Origin of the sequence: Nocardia sp. NPDC056564 (assembly GCF_042793755.1) — a bacterium.
In the GTDB taxonomy this organism is placed as follows: Bacteria; Actinomycetota; Actinomycetes; order Mycobacteriales; family Mycobacteriaceae; genus Nocardia.
The window spans coordinates 170,556-188,454 of record NZ_JBHTUR010000002.1 but is presented as its reverse complement, the minus strand read 5'-3'; the positions used below and the strand labels follow the sequence as shown (position 1 = coordinate 188,454).

The 17,899-nt window shown below is 69.2% G+C and carries 14 protein-coding genes; 8 read left to right on the top strand and 6 right to left on the bottom strand.

What is annotated here, in order from left to right; translation table 11 throughout:
- Positions 1–19 precede the first annotated feature (19 nt).
- Complete coding sequence (locus tag ACFQ9K_RS04875) at positions 20–3,394, bottom strand: BTAD domain-containing putative transcriptional regulator (RefSeq protein ID WP_378723210.1); 3,375 nt, start codon at positions 3,392–3,394, stop codon at positions 20–22.
- Between the two features lie 150 nt (positions 3,395–3,544).
- Entirely contained in the window at positions 3,545–3,880 is a 336-nt protein-coding gene (locus ACFQ9K_RS04870) for a WhiB family transcriptional regulator (RefSeq protein WP_378723209.1), read from the bottom strand.
- 245 nt (positions 3,881–4,125) lie between these two features.
- Here ACFQ9K_RS04870 and ACFQ9K_RS04865 point away from each other — a divergent pair, with 245 nt between their 5' ends.
- Together ACFQ9K_RS04865 and ACFQ9K_RS04860 are read left to right on the top strand one after the other, a co-directional pair.
- Positions 4,126–4,485 (top strand): hypothetical protein, encoded by a 360-nt coding sequence (locus ACFQ9K_RS04865; RefSeq protein ID WP_378723207.1) that lies wholly within the window; start codon positions 4,126–4,128, stop codon positions 4,483–4,485.
- Between the two features lie 143 nt (positions 4,486–4,628).
- Positions 4,629–7,103, top strand: coding sequence for a LuxR C-terminal-related transcriptional regulator (locus ACFQ9K_RS04860; protein ID WP_378982824.1), 2,475 nt, complete (start codon positions 4,629–4,631; stop codon positions 7,101–7,103).
- 13 nt (positions 7,104–7,116) lie between these two features.
- On the opposite strand, the gene ACFQ9K_RS04855 is transcribed toward ACFQ9K_RS04860, so the two are convergent.
- On the bottom strand, positions 7,117–7,527 hold the full coding sequence (locus ACFQ9K_RS04855) for a hypothetical protein (RefSeq protein ID WP_378723204.1): 411 nt from the start codon (positions 7,525–7,527) through the stop codon (positions 7,117–7,119).
- A 211-nt stretch (positions 7,528–7,738) separates the two neighbouring features.
- On the opposite strand from ACFQ9K_RS04855, the gene ACFQ9K_RS04850 reads away from it, so the two are divergent.
- From ACFQ9K_RS04850 to ACFQ9K_RS04840, 3 genes are all read left to right on the top strand, one after another.
- A complete protein-coding gene (locus tag ACFQ9K_RS04850) occupies positions 7,739–9,502 on the top strand; it encodes an alkyl/aryl-sulfatase (RefSeq protein WP_378723203.1) in 1,764 nt (587 codons plus the stop codon).
- A 98-nt stretch (positions 9,503–9,600) separates the two neighbouring features.
- Complete coding sequence (locus ACFQ9K_RS04845; RefSeq protein ID WP_378723202.1) at positions 9,601–9,927, top strand: SHOCT domain-containing protein; 327 nt, start codon at positions 9,601–9,603, stop codon at positions 9,925–9,927.
- A 14-nt stretch (positions 9,928–9,941) separates the two neighbouring features.
- Complete coding sequence (locus ACFQ9K_RS04840) at positions 9,942–11,600, top strand: MFS transporter (RefSeq protein WP_378723201.1); 1,659 nt, start codon at positions 9,942–9,944, stop codon at positions 11,598–11,600.
- Between the two features lie 32 nt (positions 11,601–11,632).
- Here ACFQ9K_RS04840 and ACFQ9K_RS04835 read toward each other — a convergent pair whose 3' ends face one another.
- Positions 11,633–12,190, bottom strand: a complete 558-nt coding sequence (locus ACFQ9K_RS04835) for a potassium channel family protein (RefSeq protein ID WP_378723200.1) — start codon at positions 12,188–12,190, stop codon at positions 11,633–11,635.
- 155 nt (positions 12,191–12,345) lie between these two features.
- Here ACFQ9K_RS04835 and ACFQ9K_RS04830 point away from each other — a divergent pair, with 155 nt between their 5' ends.
- From ACFQ9K_RS04830 to ACFQ9K_RS04820, 3 genes are all read left to right on the top strand, one after another.
- Complete coding sequence (locus ACFQ9K_RS04830; protein ID WP_378723199.1) at positions 12,346–13,641, top strand: hypothetical protein; 1,296 nt, start codon at positions 12,346–12,348, stop codon at positions 13,639–13,641.
- Positions 13,638–15,464, top strand: coding sequence for a glycoside hydrolase family 15 protein (locus ACFQ9K_RS04825; protein WP_378723198.1), 1,827 nt, complete (start codon positions 13,638–13,640; stop codon positions 15,462–15,464). The genes ACFQ9K_RS04830 and ACFQ9K_RS04825 overlap by 4 nt, the downstream gene beginning before the upstream one ends.
- A 134-nt stretch (positions 15,465–15,598) precedes the next feature.
- Positions 15,599–15,946, top strand: coding sequence for a DoxX family protein (locus tag ACFQ9K_RS04820; RefSeq protein ID WP_378723196.1), 348 nt, complete (start codon positions 15,599–15,601; stop codon positions 15,944–15,946).
- A 68-nt stretch (positions 15,947–16,014) separates the two neighbouring features.
- Here ACFQ9K_RS04820 and ACFQ9K_RS04815 read toward each other — a convergent pair whose 3' ends face one another.
- Positions 16,015–17,052, bottom strand: a complete 1,038-nt coding sequence (locus tag ACFQ9K_RS04815) for a lysophospholipid acyltransferase family protein (RefSeq protein ID WP_378982821.1) — start codon at positions 17,050–17,052, stop codon at positions 16,015–16,017.
- Positions 17,049–17,876: a GNAT family N-acetyltransferase gene (locus ACFQ9K_RS04810; protein WP_378718964.1), complete on the bottom strand. Its 828-nt coding sequence runs from the start codon at positions 17,874–17,876 to the stop codon at positions 17,049–17,051. Before ACFQ9K_RS04810 ends, ACFQ9K_RS04815 begins: the two co-directional genes overlap by 4 nt.
- Positions 17,877–17,899: the final 23 nt, after the last annotated feature.

Below are 17,899 nucleotides of genomic sequence, written 5' to 3'. Positions count from 1 at the left end.
GGTCACCATCGGAGTCGGGTCAGCGGGTCGCGAGCTGGGCGCGGGGTTCGTCGGCGGCGTTGCGCGGCCGGGAGCTGGGACGCGGCGACAGCGAGCCGAGCGCGGCATGGATCCGGCGCAGGACGCCCGCGGCGCGGGCCCGCAGGGTCTCGGCGGTGTCGGCATCCCCGGACAGGTCGGCCAGATCGGCGAGCAGCGAGTCGAAGTGACCGAAAACCGCTACACCGGTCTCGAAGCCGATCAACGTGCCGGAATAGGGCAGCAGGGTCTCGAACAACTCACGGCACGCTTCGACCTCGCCGAGGGCGACCGCGGCGGTGGCGCGGAAGGCGCACATCAGTCGCCAGTGGAAGTCGCGCCGCACCACCGGGTGCGCCCGGAACACCGACCTGGCCTGGGTTTCGTCACCAGAGTGCAGCAGGGCGATGACATACAGCTGCGCCAGATGGTCCGGCTTCGCGACATAGAGCGGCGTCAAGCGGTCCAGCAGGCCGGAGATGTCGCCGCGCGCCCAGCCGACGGTGAGCGCGCCGACCAGCCGTACCGCCTCCGCGGGCACGACGCCGGCCGCCACCATCCGGCTGACGAACAGCCGGTACTTGCGCTCGGCCTCGGTCAGGTCCCCGCGCAACACGTCGACCACCGCGGCGAAAGACAGCAGGACGTCGGGCAGCGGGCGCGGCCGATCGTCCGGGAGGCAGTCGAACGCGGCGGCCGCGTGCCCGCTCGCCGCGACCAGGTCGGTCTCCCGGCAGGCCGCCAGGAAGCGCAGGTAGTGCGCCGACATCTGATAGTCGAGCAGCCCGGCGGTGCGCGCTACGCCGAGCAGTTCGTCGGCGACCGGTCGCCACCCGGACGCGGCCGCCGATCCGGTGAGCGTGTACCCGACCGCATTCAGCGCGGCGCAGATCAGCTCCGGATCGCCGACGCTACGCGCGAGACGCAAGGCTTGCTCCGCGTGCTCGCGCCGCCGCGGCCCCACGTCGGCGGTCTCCACGACCAACGTGACGAGCAGCCGAACCCGCTCCGGCGCCGAATCGGTCCGTGCCGATGCCGTCTCCAGCGCACGCACCAGGTGGTCGTCGATCGCACACAAGTCCTGAGTCCCCCACACGGCGGGTGGCGTCCGGCAGGTCAGCGCGCGCAGCACGAGACGTTCGTCACCCAGTTCCTCGGCGAGGTCGAGTGCGCGCCGGCGAACCCTGCGCATCGCCGCGGCCTGGCCATCGCGCGCCAGCGCCGCCGCCGCCCGGCACAGAGTCTCGAACAGCGCCAGCCGATCGTCCCTGCGGGCGGCTCGCGTCGAATGGCCGGCGAGTTCGTGCAGTTCGACGGCGGTTTGCCATAGACCGGCGGCGCCGCCCCAGGTTCCCCTGGAGTCATATTCCCGCGCCACAACGACGACCCGGTGCAGCGCGTGCCCGGCCGTGGCCTTCGTCGCGCCCCTGGCGGCGTGGTAGGCCAGCAGCTCCGCCGCACCGAGATCGGCGGCCCTGCCGATCCGCGCCTCCAGGAATTCCATTGCGCTCCAGTGCATTCGGCCACGCCGCAGGGGCGGAATGCTGTGGTACACGGTGTCCTGCACCAGCGCCTGATCGAGGGCGATCCGTTCCCGGTGATCGAAGCCGGCCAACCCGGCCGCGACCGCGGCATCGATGAGATCGACCAGCGCCTCCTCGGCGACGCCGGAGAGGCGGACCAGGGTATCGAAATCGATCTCGCTGCCCCACACCGCGATGTGTTGCAGCACGGTCAGCATCCCCTCCGGCATCTGCTCGATCCGGTCGATCAGCACCGCGCGGATGTTCTCCGGCAGTCCGCGCGAATCTCCCCGCGCCGCTATGCGTTTCGACAATTCGCGAATGAAGAACGGGTTGCCGCCGGTGCGTTCGTGCAAACTCTGCAGCGCTTCGCGGTCGATCGTCGCGAGACCGGAGTCCCTGGCGACCTGCCGGGTGCCCGCCAGGTCGAGCCCCGTCAATTCCACCCGTTCGGTCATCCGATCGGCCAGCGCCGCCTCCGCGGCGCGCAGCGCCGGGGACAGCTCGAGGTCGCGCACCGTCACGATGACGAGGACGGGTTCGTGCTGCAGCCAGTTCGCCAGCTGGCGCAAGACCTGCAATGTCGCCTCGTCCGCCCGCTGGGCATCCTCCAACACGATGGCGACCGGATTGTTCACCACGAGTTCCCGGCAGCGCCCGGTCACCGCCCGCACGATGGTGAACGGATCGACATGATCGCGCGACGCCGCCGCGGGCACGACCGCGCCGCCGAGACCGGCCAGAATCTCGGTCCATGCCCAGGCAGGCGGTGCGCCGTCGACATCGGGGCAGCGGCCGACGGCCGCGGTCCAGCCCTCGGTGCCGAGTTTCACGGCCACCGAGGTGATGAGCGTCGTCTTGCCCGCGCCCGCCGCACCGACCAGCCAGGTCAAGCGCAAACCGGAGTGCCGGGCCTCGGCCGCGGTGGCGAGGAGGGCGGATCGCTGCTGCGGATAGAACGTCGGCTCGGAACCCGACTCGGCCGAACCCGGGAATTGCGGGCGCGCGATCCCGCGATCGACGGGCGGTGCGGGCAGAACCAGCGGCGTCGTCGCGCGGTCACCCAGGGGATCGGGCTCGACGTCGTGCTTGAGGATCGCCGATTCGAGGTCGCTCAGCCGCGGTCCCGGGTCGATGCCGAATTCCGAACGCAGAAACTCACGGGCCCGGCGCACGGTGGCCAGTGCCTCCACCTGTTGTCCGAGCCGATATTGCGCAGAGGCCAGCAATCGAACGCTTTCTTCGCGTCCGGGATGTTCTTCGACTTGTTGCCGTAGCACGGCGACGACCTCACCGAGCCTGCCGAGTTCCAGTGCCGCTTCGGCGCGCATCTCGGTCGCGGTGATCCGCAAATCGGTGAGCCGGGATACCTCGGCTATGGCCCACGACGCGGTGGAAAAAGATTCGAATGCGGCGCCGTGCCAGCAATTCAGCGCCTCGTCCAGCAGTCGGTAACGCTCCTGCGGCCCAGGCCGGTCGGCCGGATCGTGCACCCGCTGTTCGTACTGCCGCATCTGCGCCTCGAACCGCCACGCGTCCACACTTCCGACTTGCAGCCGAAGGGCGTATCCGCCGCCTTCCGACACCAGAATTCGGGCCGCCGTTCTCGGTCTTCGAGAAGGTTCGAGCACGCGCCGTAAATTGTGAATCTGCACCTGCAGCACGGCGGGCGCATGCGATGGCGGATCACCTTCCCACACATCCTCGACCAGGCGATCGCTGCCGATGACCTGTCCACCGGCCAGCACAAGACGCCCCAGCACGGCCCGCTGCCTGCCCGCACCGATGCGGGCGGGCCGACCGTCGAGAGAAACCTGTAGCGGACCGAACACCTGAACCTGTGGCTCCGTCATGACACGACGTCCCTCCAACCGTCGAGATATCCACATCATCAATTAATTCGAAGAACGTCCGGTAAATTACCGCCAATTAACCGATTCTACAAACCGGATCGACCGGAGAGCCGCCAGCAAACCAGTTGGCGGACAACATCATCCGCCGATTCAGACCGGGATCTCGGCAAATCCGCACAGCGCACAGGTGCGCTCGGGATGGGCCGTTTGGAGGATCCGCCAGCATCGCACGCAGCGCCGCGGATAGGTGCGTCCGAGCGCGATGCGCCGCAATACCGCGATCCCTTCCCGATCGCCTTCGATCCATACGCCGGCGGCTATCCCGCGCCGCTGCGCTATCCGAACTGTGTGCGCGGCACAGTCGGCGACAACCGGACAGCGACGGCAGTACGACAATGCCTGCCTCGGGTCGCCCCTCGGTGGCGCCGCGGGGTGAAAAATCCCCGGTGCGGCACCCCGACAAGCGGCCCGTTGGCGCCAGTTCATTCGACCACCTCCGCATCGATTCCGGCACGTTCCGGCAACGCCGTCCGTACCGCACAATCCCCCGGACTCAGGTATCCGGAATGCGGCCACTGTATTCGCGACGGGTGCCGGTTACGCAATAGTCAAGAATTACGAAAAGGTATCGAATTGAGCCAGAAGTCGGCAGGAAGAAATTCGAAAGGAATTCAGAAGTTCGGCGGCGGATAATCGTCGGAATATATTTCCGACCCGCAGGAGCGCACCCCATGCCCGAACCCTCGACCAGCGAACCCACCCCCTCGATCCCCGCGATCCCGCCGCGGCCTGCCGCCTGCCGCGCGTCGATCCTGCTGCTGCTGCCCGGAGCGCAGTCACCGTCCGCGGTGTTCGCCGAATACTGCACCAGCTGCACGTCATCGGGTGAATCGGTGGCCACGGCCGAGCTGACCGAACCGGACCCGCCCGGACTGTACCGCGACCGCGACGGCGATATCTGGCAGAAGACCGACAGCGGCTGGCGCCTGTGCAGGCAGCACGGTGTCGCCGTCGACGACGCATCGCTCTGGGAATGGCTGGACGGCCACGTCCGCGACTACGGGCCATTCGTTCCGCTGACGACGGAGTAATCAACCCGGCGTTTCAGCCATTCTTTCCCGCCCGCCGGGCAATTGTTCCATAAAGCCGATCTCGATCGACTCGAAAGCGTTCCGGAAGGATCGCGCCGGAAACCGATCCGGTCGATCACACGAATCGAAGGAAGCCGACGACCATGGGCTCGAAATTGCCACCGACCGCCATACCGACTTTCGCGTTCACGCCGGTCGCCCGGCCCGAGCTGTACGACCGGCTCGACGCGGCTTCCGCCGCGTCGCAGGGTCACGCCCTACTGATATCGGCCCCGGCGGGTAGCGGGAAAACCGTGTTGATCGCCGACTGGCTCGGCAACCACGTCTGCCCGGCGCGGCCGGACACCACCGTGCGCTGGCTGACGGTGACCAGGCGCAACGCGGGATCGGCGGCGCTGCGCGCGGTGCTGGGCCACCGGGACCCGGGCGACCCGGCGGTGCTCGTCATCGACAACGCGCACCTGATCACCGAGCCGCCCGCGCTCGCCTATCTGGAATACGTTCTCGCGCACCTGCCTTCGACCACCACCGCGGTCATCTCGGCGCGCTACGCACCACCGCTGCGCTGGCACGCCGCGGAACTGCCCGGGCTCGTATCCCTTTTGAGCACAAAGGATCTCGCGTTCACCGAGACCCGGGCGAAGCAGCTGTGCGCGGCGCACGACTGCGAGCTCACCGACGCCGAGCTGAACACAATCATGGAGCTGACGCACGGCTGGCCCGCGCTGGTGCGGATAGCGGCGGGACAGCTCGGCGCGCAGCGCGATCGGCCGACCGCGCTGGCCGCACTCGCCGGGACACCGCGCGCGGTCGCCGATTTCCTGCGCGGCGAGTTCATCGACGAACTGCCCGAACAGGTCCGGCGGTTCGTCGTGGACACCAGCATTCCGGAGACCTTCACCGCGGCCCTCGCCGAGCAGCTCACCGGCCTCGACGCGCATCAGATTCTGGACGGACTGCTCCGGGTCAACTTCCCGATCACGCACGTCGCGCGCGACGGCGAGCTTTGGTTCAGCTACCACCCGATGTTGCGCACCAGCCTGCTCGCCGAGGCCCGCTACCGCGACACCTTCCTCGAGGTACACCGCCGCACCGCCGACTGGTACTCGGCGATCGACCTGCCGATGTCGGCCCTGCCGCACGTGCTGGCAGGCCCGCCCACCGAGCTGCTGCGCTTTGTCCGGGAGACGGCGCTGCGGGTCGTACTCGACGGCGACGGCAGGCGCCTGTTCCAGCACCTCGAGCACGCGGCGGTGCTCCCCGCCGACGATCCGTATCTCTGGGTACTGCGCGCGATCGACGCCCTCGAACGACGTGACGCCGGCGCCGCGATCACCCATCTGGAGCTCGTGTGCCAACGCACGCCGGAGACCGAGACCATCGCGCCCAGGGGGTGGATCGTGCCGTTGACCCTCGCCGCGACCGCGGCGGCCGCGGTCGCCAGCGGCACCGGTATCGCCGAAATACAACTGCCCGAAACACTTCCGATCACCGGGCAACCGGATATCGACGCCTATGTGGCGATCGAGACCGCCGCGGTGCTGATGGCCCGCGGGGACTTCACCGGCGCCAGGCACCTGCTGCGACGCGGCTTGGCCTTGGCGAAATGCGTCGGCAATCATCGGTTGGTCGTGCGGTCCACCGTCCGGCTCGCGGTCGTCGCCGGACTGCGCGGCGGCCTGACCGTGGCGCGCGACACCGCCAGGCGCGCGGCCGGGATCGCGAGCACTCATCGCCACGGCGACTCCGCCGATGCCGTTGCGGCAGCGTCGGTTTCGTCCTACATCGGCTATCTGCGCGGGGAGCGCGCCGCCGCGACCGCCGCGTGCACGCGGCAGCCGCGGGCTGCCGCACTCGTCACCCGACTGCACACATTCGATGCCGCCGAGAACCGGTACGCCGCCGCGGAGTCGTTGCGCGCGAACATGATGCGGTTGCTCCAGGCCGCACCCGCGCTCCCCGCCGTGCCCGGCCTGCTGCTGCCGCAGGTGGTCGACGCCCTGCTCGACGCCGACGACGCGCACACCGTGCGATCCCTGGTCGATCGGGCGGACACGGTGCCCGGCGACCGGACCGGGGTGCTGCTGGCCCGGGCCATCCTGGCCGCGCATGCCGATCGTCCGAAAACCGTTCTCGGACTGGTCGAACCGGCCCTCGCGGACGCGGATGCCACGCACCCAGTGGCACTGGTCACCGCCCTGCTGCTCACCGCCGCAGCACAGGCGGCGCTGGCGAACCCGTTGCCCGCCAAGGCCGCCGTCGAATCGGCCTTGCGCGCCGCAGCCCCGGAACACCTCGTGCGTCCGTTCCTCGACCGCGCCGGAATCATCGAGTTGCTCGACGCCAACGCCGGAACCTTCGGCCGGTACAACGGATTCGCCGACGAGATCCGCCGCCATCCGGCCGTTAGCCGCGACGATCCGCACCGGCGCCTCACCGCGACCGAGCGAAAGGTGCTGGGGCAACTGCCGTCCGGGCGGACCGCCCAGCAGATCGCGGAAGGTCTCGGTGTGTCGATCAATACCGTCAAGACTCACCTGCGCGGGATATACGCCAAGCTCGGCACCACTTCCCGGGCCGAAACCCTGATCCTGGCGCGCCGCACCGGTCTGCTCTGATCGATGCGGCCGGTCACACCCGGCTCGGCCGCCAGGTGGCAATGGCCCAGATCACCACGACGTCGAGCACGATGATCAGGATCGACCAGGCCGGATAGTAGGGCAGCGACAGGAAGTTGCCGATGATCGACAGGGCGGCGATGAAAATGGCCGAGGCCCTGGCCCACGTCGCGCCGAGGATCAAGCCGATCGAGCACACGGCGAGCAGGACGCCGAGCACGGTGTGGGTCCATCCCCACGACGTCGTGTCGAATCGGTACAGATATTCGAAACCGACGACATAGAGCTGATCGGCGACGATCGCCGAAATGCCTTGCAAGATAGAGATCACGCCCACGGTGAGCAGCAGCACGGCCGCCGCGATAGAGGTGCCCGCCGCGGCGGTTCGGCGTACCGGGTGCTCGACATCCGACTCGTGTGTCATGGCTCGTCCCTTCCTGAGTGGTCGGTGGACGTAGTCGAATCTGCCCCTGCCGCGGCGACCGCACTTCGCCCGGCACGGGTGAGTCCACCGGTACGCCCCGGCCGGCCTCGGGGTCGCCGGCGAATTCATCCGTTCCGGGCGAAGAAGTCCGGCCGACCCCGACGGCACTGTCGATAACGCATCGTCCGAATCGACAGAAGTGGAGGGGCACATGCTTGCCTACCGCGACCTGCTCGGCACGCTCGAACCCTGTGTGATCACCGACGCGGACGATGCCGTGGTCTGGGAGATGGAATCCTTCGGTTTCCTGGCCGGCGCCCGCCCTGCCACCGTCCATCCCGGATTGTGGCGGTTGAGCCGGCGCGCGGCACGCCACGGGCTCTACCAGGTGTGCGCGGGCATCTATCAGGTGCGCGGGTTCGACATGTCGAACATGACGCTGGTCGAATCCGAGCACGGCGTGATCGTGATCGACCCGTTGACCAGCGCCGAAAAGGCCACCGCCGCACTGCGGTTGTACCGCAGGCATCGCGGTGAGCGGGCAGTCGTCGCCGTGGCCCATACCCACCCGCATGGCAGTCACGGCGGCGGCGTGCTCGGCGTCGTCGACACCGACACGCGCGTCCCGATCATCGCGCCGGCGAACTTCCTGGACGAGGTGGCGCGGGCCGAGCCCGTGGCACCTGCCGTGCTGCGGCGCGGCGCCTACTGCTCGGGCGCCGCGCTGCCGCATGGGCCGCGCGGAAAGGTCGATATCGAAGCGACCGCCGATCCCTGCACCCCGGCTCCGTACCTGCTCGCACCGACGCTCGAGATCACCGACACCGGAATGGACGAGGAGATAGACGGTGTCCGGATGATCTTCCAGATCGTGCCGGGCGCCGGCGGGCCCACCGAGATGAACATCTACTTTCCCGGTGCCCGAGCGCTGTTCATGGCCGAACAGGTCGGGCAGAGCATGCAGGACGTGGTGCCGCTGCCCGGCGCCCGCACCCGCGACGCGCGGACCAGGTCCCGCGGGATCGCCGAGGCGATCGAATTGTTCGCCGGTGAGCTCGAGGTCGTCTTCGCCGCCCACCACTGGCCGACCAGCGGACGCGCGGAAGCGCTCGCGCTGCTGCGTGACCACCGGGACATGTACGCCTATCTGCACGACCAGACGGTGCGACGAATCAACCAGGGCTACACCGGAATCGAGATCGCCGAGGAGCTGCGCCTGGCCCCGCAGCTGACCGCGCAGCCGCATACCGCGGGGCGGACCGGGTCCATCGTCCAGAACGTCAAGGCGACCTATCAGCACTACCTCGGCTGGTACGACGGCAATCCCGCGCACCTGTGGCCGCACCCGCCGAGCGCACGGGCGGCGCGCTACGTCGCCCTTCTCGGCGGCGTGGCGGCCACGTTACGCCGGACCCGTGAGTTCGCGGCCGCCGGCGACCTCAGGTTCGCCGCCGAACTGGGCAGCCACGCGGTCTTCGCGGACCCGGACGACCCGGACGCCCGCACCACCCTGGCCGAGGTCTTCGAACGGCTCGGCCACGGTGCCGAATGCGCGGCATGGCGCAATTGCTACCTGAGCGGAGCGGCCGAATTGCGTTACGGCCGAGGGCATCCGACCCGGCACCGGCGCATCGGAGCGGCGCAGGCGCTGAGCATCACGCAACTGTTCGACACCATCGCCACGACCATCGATGGTCCGCGCGCCTGGTTCCAGCAGCTGAGCATCCGCTGGGTGTTCACCGATTCCGCCGAGGTCTATCACATGGAGCTGAGCAACGGCGCGCTCATCCATCATCCGCAACGGCGTCCGCAACCCGCGGATCTGGAGGTGACGCTGACCAAACCCGGCCTGCTCGAACTGCTCGACACCGGCTCGCTCGCCCACGTACGAACCTCGGGTGATACCGCGGTGTGGTACCGGCTGCTCGCCACGACCGACGCGGCCGACCCCGATTTTCCGATCGTCACCCCATAACCGATTCGCACTCCCGGCTCCGGCTCGGCGACCATGGAAGGGTTATCACGATGTCTTTCTGGGATTTCCTGTGGTTCAGCATCATGACATTCTTGTTCGTGGCGTACCTGATGATTGTCTTCGCCATCATCTCCGACCTGTTCCGCGACCGTGATACCGCTGGCTGGATAAAGGCGCTCTGGATCGTCTGCCTGCTCGTGCTGCCGTTCGTGACCGCGCTGATCTATTTGATCGCGCGGGGCAATTCCATGGCGGAGCGGCGTAGCGACGACCGCGTGCGCTACTACGAGGCGGAGAACGAATACATCCGGACGGTCGCGGGCATCGACTCGTCGTCCCAGATCGCCACCGCGAAGAAACTGCTCGACAACGGCGCGATCACCGACGAAGAATTCAAACGCATCAAGGAAACGATCCTGCCCTAGCCGTCGGCTGCCCGATGAACCACGCGGGACAGACCCCGGCCACGCCCGGCGCCGGTTCGAGCCTGGTGCTCACCGTGCTTGCCGCAGGCCAATTCCTGATGACGCTGGACAGCTCGGTGATGAACGTGTCGATGGCGAGCGTGGCCGCCGATCTGGGCACCCCGGTGACCGGCATCCAGACCGCCATCACGCTCTACACGCTGGTCATGGCGACCCTGATGATCACCGGCGGCAAGGTCGGCACCATGCTCGGCCGCAAACGGGCGTTCGCCACCGGTCTCGTCGTCTACGGCGTCGGCTCGCTCATCACCGCGGTGGCGCCGAATCTCGGTGTGCTGCTGCTCGGTTGGTCCGTGCTGGAGGGGCTGGGCGCGGTGCTGATCATGCCCGCGATCGTGGCGCTGGTCGCGGCGAACTTCCCGGTCGCGCGGCGCGCGGCGGCATACGGTCTGGTCGCCGCCGCGGGCGCGGGCGCGGTGGCGATCGGGCCGATGATCGGCGGGGCGGTCACCACCTTCGCGTCCTGGCGCTATGTGTTTCTCGGCGAGGTCTTCCTCGTGCTCGCCATCCTGCTGGTGCTGCGCCGGGTCGCCGACGTCGCGGCCGCGCCGGTCCGGCTCGACCTGGCCGGTGCGGCGTTGTCGGTGTCCGGCCTCGGCATGTTCGTGTACGGCGTACTGCGGTCCAGCGATTGGGGCTGGGTGCGCCCACGGCCGGGCGGGCCGCAGCTACTCGGCCTGTCCCCGGTGATCTGGTTATTGCTCTCGGGCCTGATCACGCTCTACGGGTTGCTGCGCTGGGAGGCCCGGCTCGTTCGCGCGGGCCGGGAGCCGCTGATCGACGCCGCGCTGCTGGGTAACCCGCAGCTGGTCGGCGGGCTCGGGATGTTCTTCGCGCAGTTCCTCGTCCAGGCGGGCGTCTTCTTCGCGGTCCCGCTCTACCTGTCGGTCGCGCTGGAACTCAGCGCGGTCGAGACCGGTCTCCGCGTGCTGCCGTTGTCCGTCGCGCTGGTGCTGACCGCGGCGGGCCTGCCCAAGCTCCGGCCACGGGCAGGCCCGCGGCGCACGGTGCGGTTCGGGCTGACCGCCATGATCGTCGGCATCATGATCCTGGTCGCCGGCCTGGACCCCGGCGCGGGCGCAGGCGTGGTGCTGATTCCCATGGTGTTCCTGGGTCTCGGGCTCGGTGCGCTGTCCGCACAGCTCGGCGCGGTCACCGTCGCCGCCGTGCCGGACACCCGCAGCGCCGAGGTCGGCGGGTTGCAAAACACGGCGACCAGTCTCGGCGCCTCGCTCGGCACCGCGCTGATCGGGTCGGTGTTGATCGCGACGCTGATCGGCGCCGCGCGCACCGGAATTGACGGCAATCCCGAGGTTCCGGCGTCCGTGCAGCAGCAGGCCACGACTCAGCTGGCGGACGGCGCGTCGTTCGTGTCCACCACGCAGTTGCGCGCGGCGCTCGACGCGGCCGGGGTGCCGCCGGCCACCGCGGACGCGATCGTCTCGGTCAATACCGACGCTCGGCTCACCGCCCTGCGGGCGGCGCTCGCCCTCGCCGCGGCGCTCGCCGTCGTGGCGCTGTTCGGCACCGGGTTGCTCCCGCGTCGCGCCGTCGGCACCGCGACGGACCCGGGCCCACCCCCGACCCGCACCGATCAAGGAGGCAGAACATGATGTCGTGGAGTCGATTTCGCCGGCGCGGCAGCTCAGTCCGATTCGGTGGGGCGACTTGGACGGCCCGCCCGCAACTGCGCGCGGCGCCATTGAACCGACGCGGTCAGCAGCCGCAGCGCCAACCCGATCAGGATCAGATTGCCGATCATCTGCGCCAGCACGACCGCCCTGGCGGTCTGGGACATCGCCACGATGTCCCCGAAGCCGACCGTCGCGAACACCGTGACGCTGAAGTACAACGCGTCGAGCTTCGTCAGGGGTTCGCTGAATCCGGCCGGATCCCCCACGGACAACAGGTAATACACCGTGCCACAGCCGATGATGTAGCAGCCGAAAATGGCGACCGCGGCCTCCAGCGCGCGGGCCACCGGATATTCGGCGCGCAACACACCGCGAATCTGCCACAGGAATATGGCACCGATCGCGACGGCTCCGGCAACCAGCAACAGCAGCGTCCGGATATCGCCGATTCGCGTGAACGGCAACAGGAAATAGGAAATCCACACCGCGATCACCGCGGCAACGGCGAGCAGCACGCCGCGCCGGGCATTGCGCGCCGACGGATTCGGCGAAGTCTCTCCGGTGGGCATGCGAACAATTCCCCTTCGGCCGGCCGGTCCCCGAATCTTGGCCACCGGCGCGCACACGAACTATTCGAATCGACTTTACGCTGCGGGCCCGCGTGCGGCCATTCCGTTCGCGATATCGGCGAATATCCGTTCGGCGCAGTGGAATCGAGGCGATCATGACCACGGACGTGCCATCGCGCGCCGCGGGCGCGGCACCCACCCGCCGGGTCCGGTCCGGACTTCGCTGGACGAGCGTGGGAATCCTGTTGACGCTCATGGGTATTGCCGTGCTCGGCGCGGTCGTCGCGCGCTTCTGCCGGAGCGAACTCCTGGACACGGACCGCTACGTCGCCACCATGGCGCCCCTGGGTTCGGATCCGGCGATACACAACGAACTCGCGGACCGGATCACCACGGCGGTCAGCACCAGGGTCGACATCGAACAGGTCACCGCGGACGCGTTGACCGCGCTGGCCGACAACCTGCCGCAGGCGGCCGAACGGCCGCGCGTGGCGGACGCGTTGCGCGCGCTGCCGCCGCTGGTGGCCGCTCAGGCCGAAGCCGCGATCCACCAGGTCGCGCTGTCGCTGGTGTCCAGCGAGGAATTCCAACGGCTGTGGGTCGCCGCGAACCGGCGCGCACACGAGACGCTCGTCGCGCTGCTCGTCGGCGGGCCTGGAACCGCCGTCGAGGTCGATGACCAAGGCACGGTGAGCATCTCGCTGCAAGCGGTGCTGGAGATCGTGCGCCAGCGGCTCGCCGAACGCGGAATCACCCTCGGCGACAGGCTGCCCGAGGTCGACGCGCAGTTCGTCCTGTTCCGCTCCGCGGACCTGGTCAAGGCGCGGCAGGCCGTCCGCACGCTCGATCGCCTGGCGAACGCGCTGCCCTGGATCGCACTCGCCGCCGCAGGCTGCGCGGTCTGGTCGGCGCCGCGCGCGCACCGGACCAGGGCGCTCGCGCTGGCCGGATCGAGCGCCGCGCTGGCGATGGTCGTGCTCGCCGTCGCGCTGGTCATCGGGCGCCGCGCCTACCTCGACGCCATGCCGCCGCAGATCCTCTCCGCCGATGCGGCCGCCGCGTTGATCGATGCCGTTTACGCGCCGCTGCGCGCGGGCCTGCGCGCCGTGCTGGCGGTGGGCGTGATCGTCGCGATGGCGAGTTATCTTGCGGGACCGTCGATCTCGGCACAGGCGGTGCGCCGCGGCGGCGCGCGTGCCCTGGCCGCGCTGCGCGGGCGGCGCCATGGCGACCCGACGGCGGCCGAGATCCTCGCGGATCGCTACCGGATGCCGTTGCGGGCGGTCATCGTCGCGGGCGCCGCGCTGGCGGTGGCGTTCTGGCCGTTTCCCACCGGCCTGGTCGTACTCGGCATCGCATCGGTCACCGGGGTGCTGCTGCTGGCGGTGGAACTGGTGGCCAGGGCGGCGCCGAAATCCGAAACCGCTCAACGACAAGGAGAATCCTCATGACCGACGCTCCGGCGATCGCCGATCACGGACTGATCGGCGACCTGCAAACGGCCGCACTCGTCGCCACCGACGGCACCATCGACTGGTTCTGCTGTCCTCGCTTCGACGCACCGAGCGTCTTCGGGTCACTGCTCGACCAGGAACGCGGCGGGCACTGCCGAATCCAGCCCTCGGTTCGCCCCTACCGGAGTACGCAGATGTACTTCCCCGAGACCGCGATTCTGATCACCCGATTCATGACCGAGGACGGCACCGGCGAGGTGTACGACTTCATGGCGCCGCTGCCCGGGCGCGCGGCGACGCCGAACCATCGGCTGGTGCGAACGGTGCGGTGCGTGCGCGGCCGCCTCACCTTCGACCTGGACCTGATGCCCCGCTTCGACTACGGACGCCGGTCGCATTCCACGAAGCTCACCGAAGACGGCGCCGTCTTCGACGGTGGGGAGCACAACCTGACCATGCACGTGGTGCGTGCCCCGGATGACGCTCGGCTCGCCGAGATGCACACCACCGAGGACGGACATGTCTACGGCTCGATCACGCTAGCTGCAGGCCAGACGCGCGGGATCGTGCTGGAATCGGCCGCGCCGGGACCGCCGCGCACCATCCACCCGGCCGAGATCGAGCAGCTGTTCCAGAGCACGGTTCGCTACTGGCACTCCTGGCTGGCGCGGTCGACCTATCAGGGTCGCTGGCGCGAGATCGTGCACCGCTCGGCGATCACGCTCAAGCTGCTGACCTACGCGCCGACCGGCGCCATCGTCGCGGCGCCGACCGCCGGACTGCCCGAACAGATCGGCGGCGAGCGCAACTGGGACTACCGCTATACCTGGATCCGGGACGCCGCGTTCTCGGTGCACTCGCTGCTCGCCCTCGGATTCACCGAGGAGGCAGCGGATTTCGCCCGGTGGCTGCGCAACCGCTACCGGGAAACCGACGGGCGGCTGGGGATCATGTACCGGGTGGACGGCTCCCCGGAGTTGCGCGAGGAAGTGCTCGGCCACTGGACGGGCTACCGCGGATCCGTTCCGGTGCGCATCGGCAACAACGCCGCCGATCAACTTCAGCTCGACATCTACGGCGAGCTGCTCGACGCCCTCTATCGCGCCGACCGCAGCGGCCTGCGCATCGGCCACGAGGGCTGGCAGGACGTGCTCGCCATCCTCGACTGGCTGGCGTTCAATTGGGACCGGCCGGAGGAGGGGATCTGGGAAACCCGCGGCGGGGCGGCCGATTTCAGCTACGGCCGGTTGATGAGCTGGGTGGCCTTCGACCGCGCCATCCGGATCGCGACGACCCACGGCCTGCCCGGTCCGATCGAGCAGTGGCGGGCCGAACGAGACCAGATCTACGCCCAGCTCTGGGACCGCGGCTGGAATCCGCGCCGCCGAGCCTTTGTCCGGCAATACGATTCGGAGGTCCTCGACTCGTCCCTGCTGCGCATGGTGAAGGTCGGCTTCGTCGCGCCGCGCGATCCCCGCTGGCTGTCCACCCTGGCCGCGATCACCGACGAACTGGTGACCGACAGCCTGGTGTACCGCTACGACCCGGCGGCGGCGCCGGACGGCCTGCGCGGGGCCGAAGGCACCTTCTCCCTCTGCACGTTCGACTACGTGAACGCCTTGGCCCAGGCCGGCGAACTCACCCAGGCTCGCCTGGTGTTCGAGAAGATGCTCACCTACGCCAACCATGTCGGTCTCTACGCCGAGGAGGTCGCGCTCACCGGCGAACAGCTCGGCAACTTCCCCCAGGCCTTCACCCATCTGGCCCTGATCGATGCCGCGCTCACCCTGGACGACGCGCTCACCAGCGGATCCACCTGACCGGACGTCTCCTCCAATGAGACCTGCGTCTCGTTCGCGCGAACCACGCCGCTCTGCTGTCACACCCGGGATGACCGCGTCGTCTACCAGGCAACCAGGCAGACACGCTGCCGAGCGAACAGAAGGATCGAACAATGAACGTCGCTTACTACATCGTCGGTGTGCTCGCTGCCCTGTGGATCGGGTTCTCGGGTTACTCGCTGGCCGCACAGAAGCAGTTCGTCGTCGAGCCGCTCGAGCAGTACGGCGTGCCGCGGGCGTGGTGGAACTGGCTGGCCCTGGCCAAGTCGGCGGGCGCGCTCGGCCTGATCGTCGGCTTCTTCATCCCGGCCATCGGCGTCGCGGCGGCGGTGTGCTTGATCGCCTACTTCCTGTTGGCCTCGGCCACCGCCATCCGGGCCCGCTCGTACCAGACCGCGATCTTCCCGGTGCTGTACCTGGTCCCGGCCGCCGCCACCCTGGCGCTGCAAATCGCCCGGTAGGCCGAGCACACAGACGAGAAGCAGCCGCAGGCAATTGCCTGCGGCTGCTTCGTCGATCGGTGGCCGAACTATCCGACCGGCTCGACTCGACGGCCGCGGCCACGCAAGACCGGGCGGAGGCGGCGAGGTGGCCTGCGCACCTCCGGTGCGTCGGTGGCGACCGACGGGTCCTGAACTCGGGTCTGGCCCGCCTCGATCCACACCGTGGCGTCGAGCGCACCGTGGCGCGACAGCTCCGCGCCGCGGATGGCGGCCTCACAGCGCCGAGCCAGATCGCGCCGATCGGTGCCCGGCTGCTGCACCGACTCCAGCACCACCTCGGCGACCATGCCACGCGAACGCAGCACCCTGCGGGCGGACGAGGCGAAGGTGTCCACGCCGACGAAACCGGGCACCGTGCACTGGACCCCGTGCCTGTCCAGGTAGCGCAACCGCACCGGCTGCACCGGAGTCACGGTGTCGACGGCCGCCTGGAACAGCGCGGGCCGCATGCTGCCGTACGCGCGACCGCACCAGGTGGTTCCCTCGGGGAACACCGCGATCCGCTCGCCCGCCGACAGCCTGGCGCCGACCTGCTCAACCACGCCGGGCAGCTTGCGCAGCTTCTCCCGCTCGATCGGGATGACCCGCATCAGCGTCGCCAGCTTGCCGAGCACCGGCCAGTCGACCATGTCCGCCCTGGCCACGAAGCCGAGCGGCTGCACGGCGGCCAGCGCGACGATGTCGGTCCAGCCGATGTGCCCGACGACCACCATCACCCCGGTGCCGGACGGCGCGTAACCGGCGGGCGCGGTGCTGCCCTCATCGACAGCACCGCGCCCGTCCGAGTCGATCCGGCGATCGACGATCCGCAATTCCATGCCGAGACAACTCAGCAGCGTGCGCGCGTACCCGCGCTGCAAGCGTTCGCGCCTGCCCTGCGGCGTCACCAGATTCACCAGCGGGAAGCTGATCAGCAGCCCGGCGACGCCGAGCAGCCTGCCGACGACCCGGCCGGTACCGACCTGGTCGATCGACTCGATGCAGCCGGGCCCGCACGGGCTCGACGGCATCCACGCGTGTGCGGTGGCCGGTGCGGGCGGCGCGTCGAACACCACAGTCCTCACCGTCCCCCGTCGAAGGTCGCGGCCGCGTCCTGTAATCGGTTGAGGTAGCGGGTGTTGATGGTGTCCAGGCCGAGCACGGCGACGAAGTCGGCGACGCCGAAGTCCGGATCGTGCGCGGGCTCGCCGCAGATCTCCGCGCCGAGGCGCAGGTAGCCGCGCAGCAGCGGCGGCAGCTTGGGCCGGGCGGGCGGGGTCAGGTCGTCGAGGGTCTTGCCGTCCACGACCACCGGGCGCAGCGGGCGCACCCGCTGTTCCGGATCCGAGCCGTGCCGGCCGAGCAGCAGGTCGCGCACGCCGCGCACGTTCACCCCGGGCTCGTCGGCCGGGCTGTCCTGCATCGGCACCGAGACGCAGCCCATCACCCAGTCGTAACCGGTGAGCTGGATGTAGTGCAGGATGCCCGCCCACATCAGGGTCAGCACCGAGCCGTTGCGATGGTCGGGCACGACGCAGGCGCGGCCCATCTCGACGATCCGGCGGCCGGCCGGATCCAGTTGGGCCAGATCGAATTCCGTGGCGGTGTAGTAGCCGCCGGCCGCGGCGACCTGGTCCGGCGGCAGCATCCGGTAGCAGCCGACGAAGTCTTCGGTCAGGTCGTCGCGAACCAGCAGGTGGTCGCAGTGCTCATCGAAACGGTCGGCGTCCAGGCCCGTTCCGTTGTCTGGGAGGTGGAACCCCGGCTCGCCGGCGAAGACGCCGTAGCGCAGTCGCTGCGCCGCCACGCGGTGCTCGGCGTCGGACGAAACGACCAGCGAGTACCGTGACCGTTCCACCCCGGAGTCCGTCGAGCGCGCCGGGGCTGTCAACACGGACGTAATAGTCATATCGTCAATGAACCCAGCCGCAC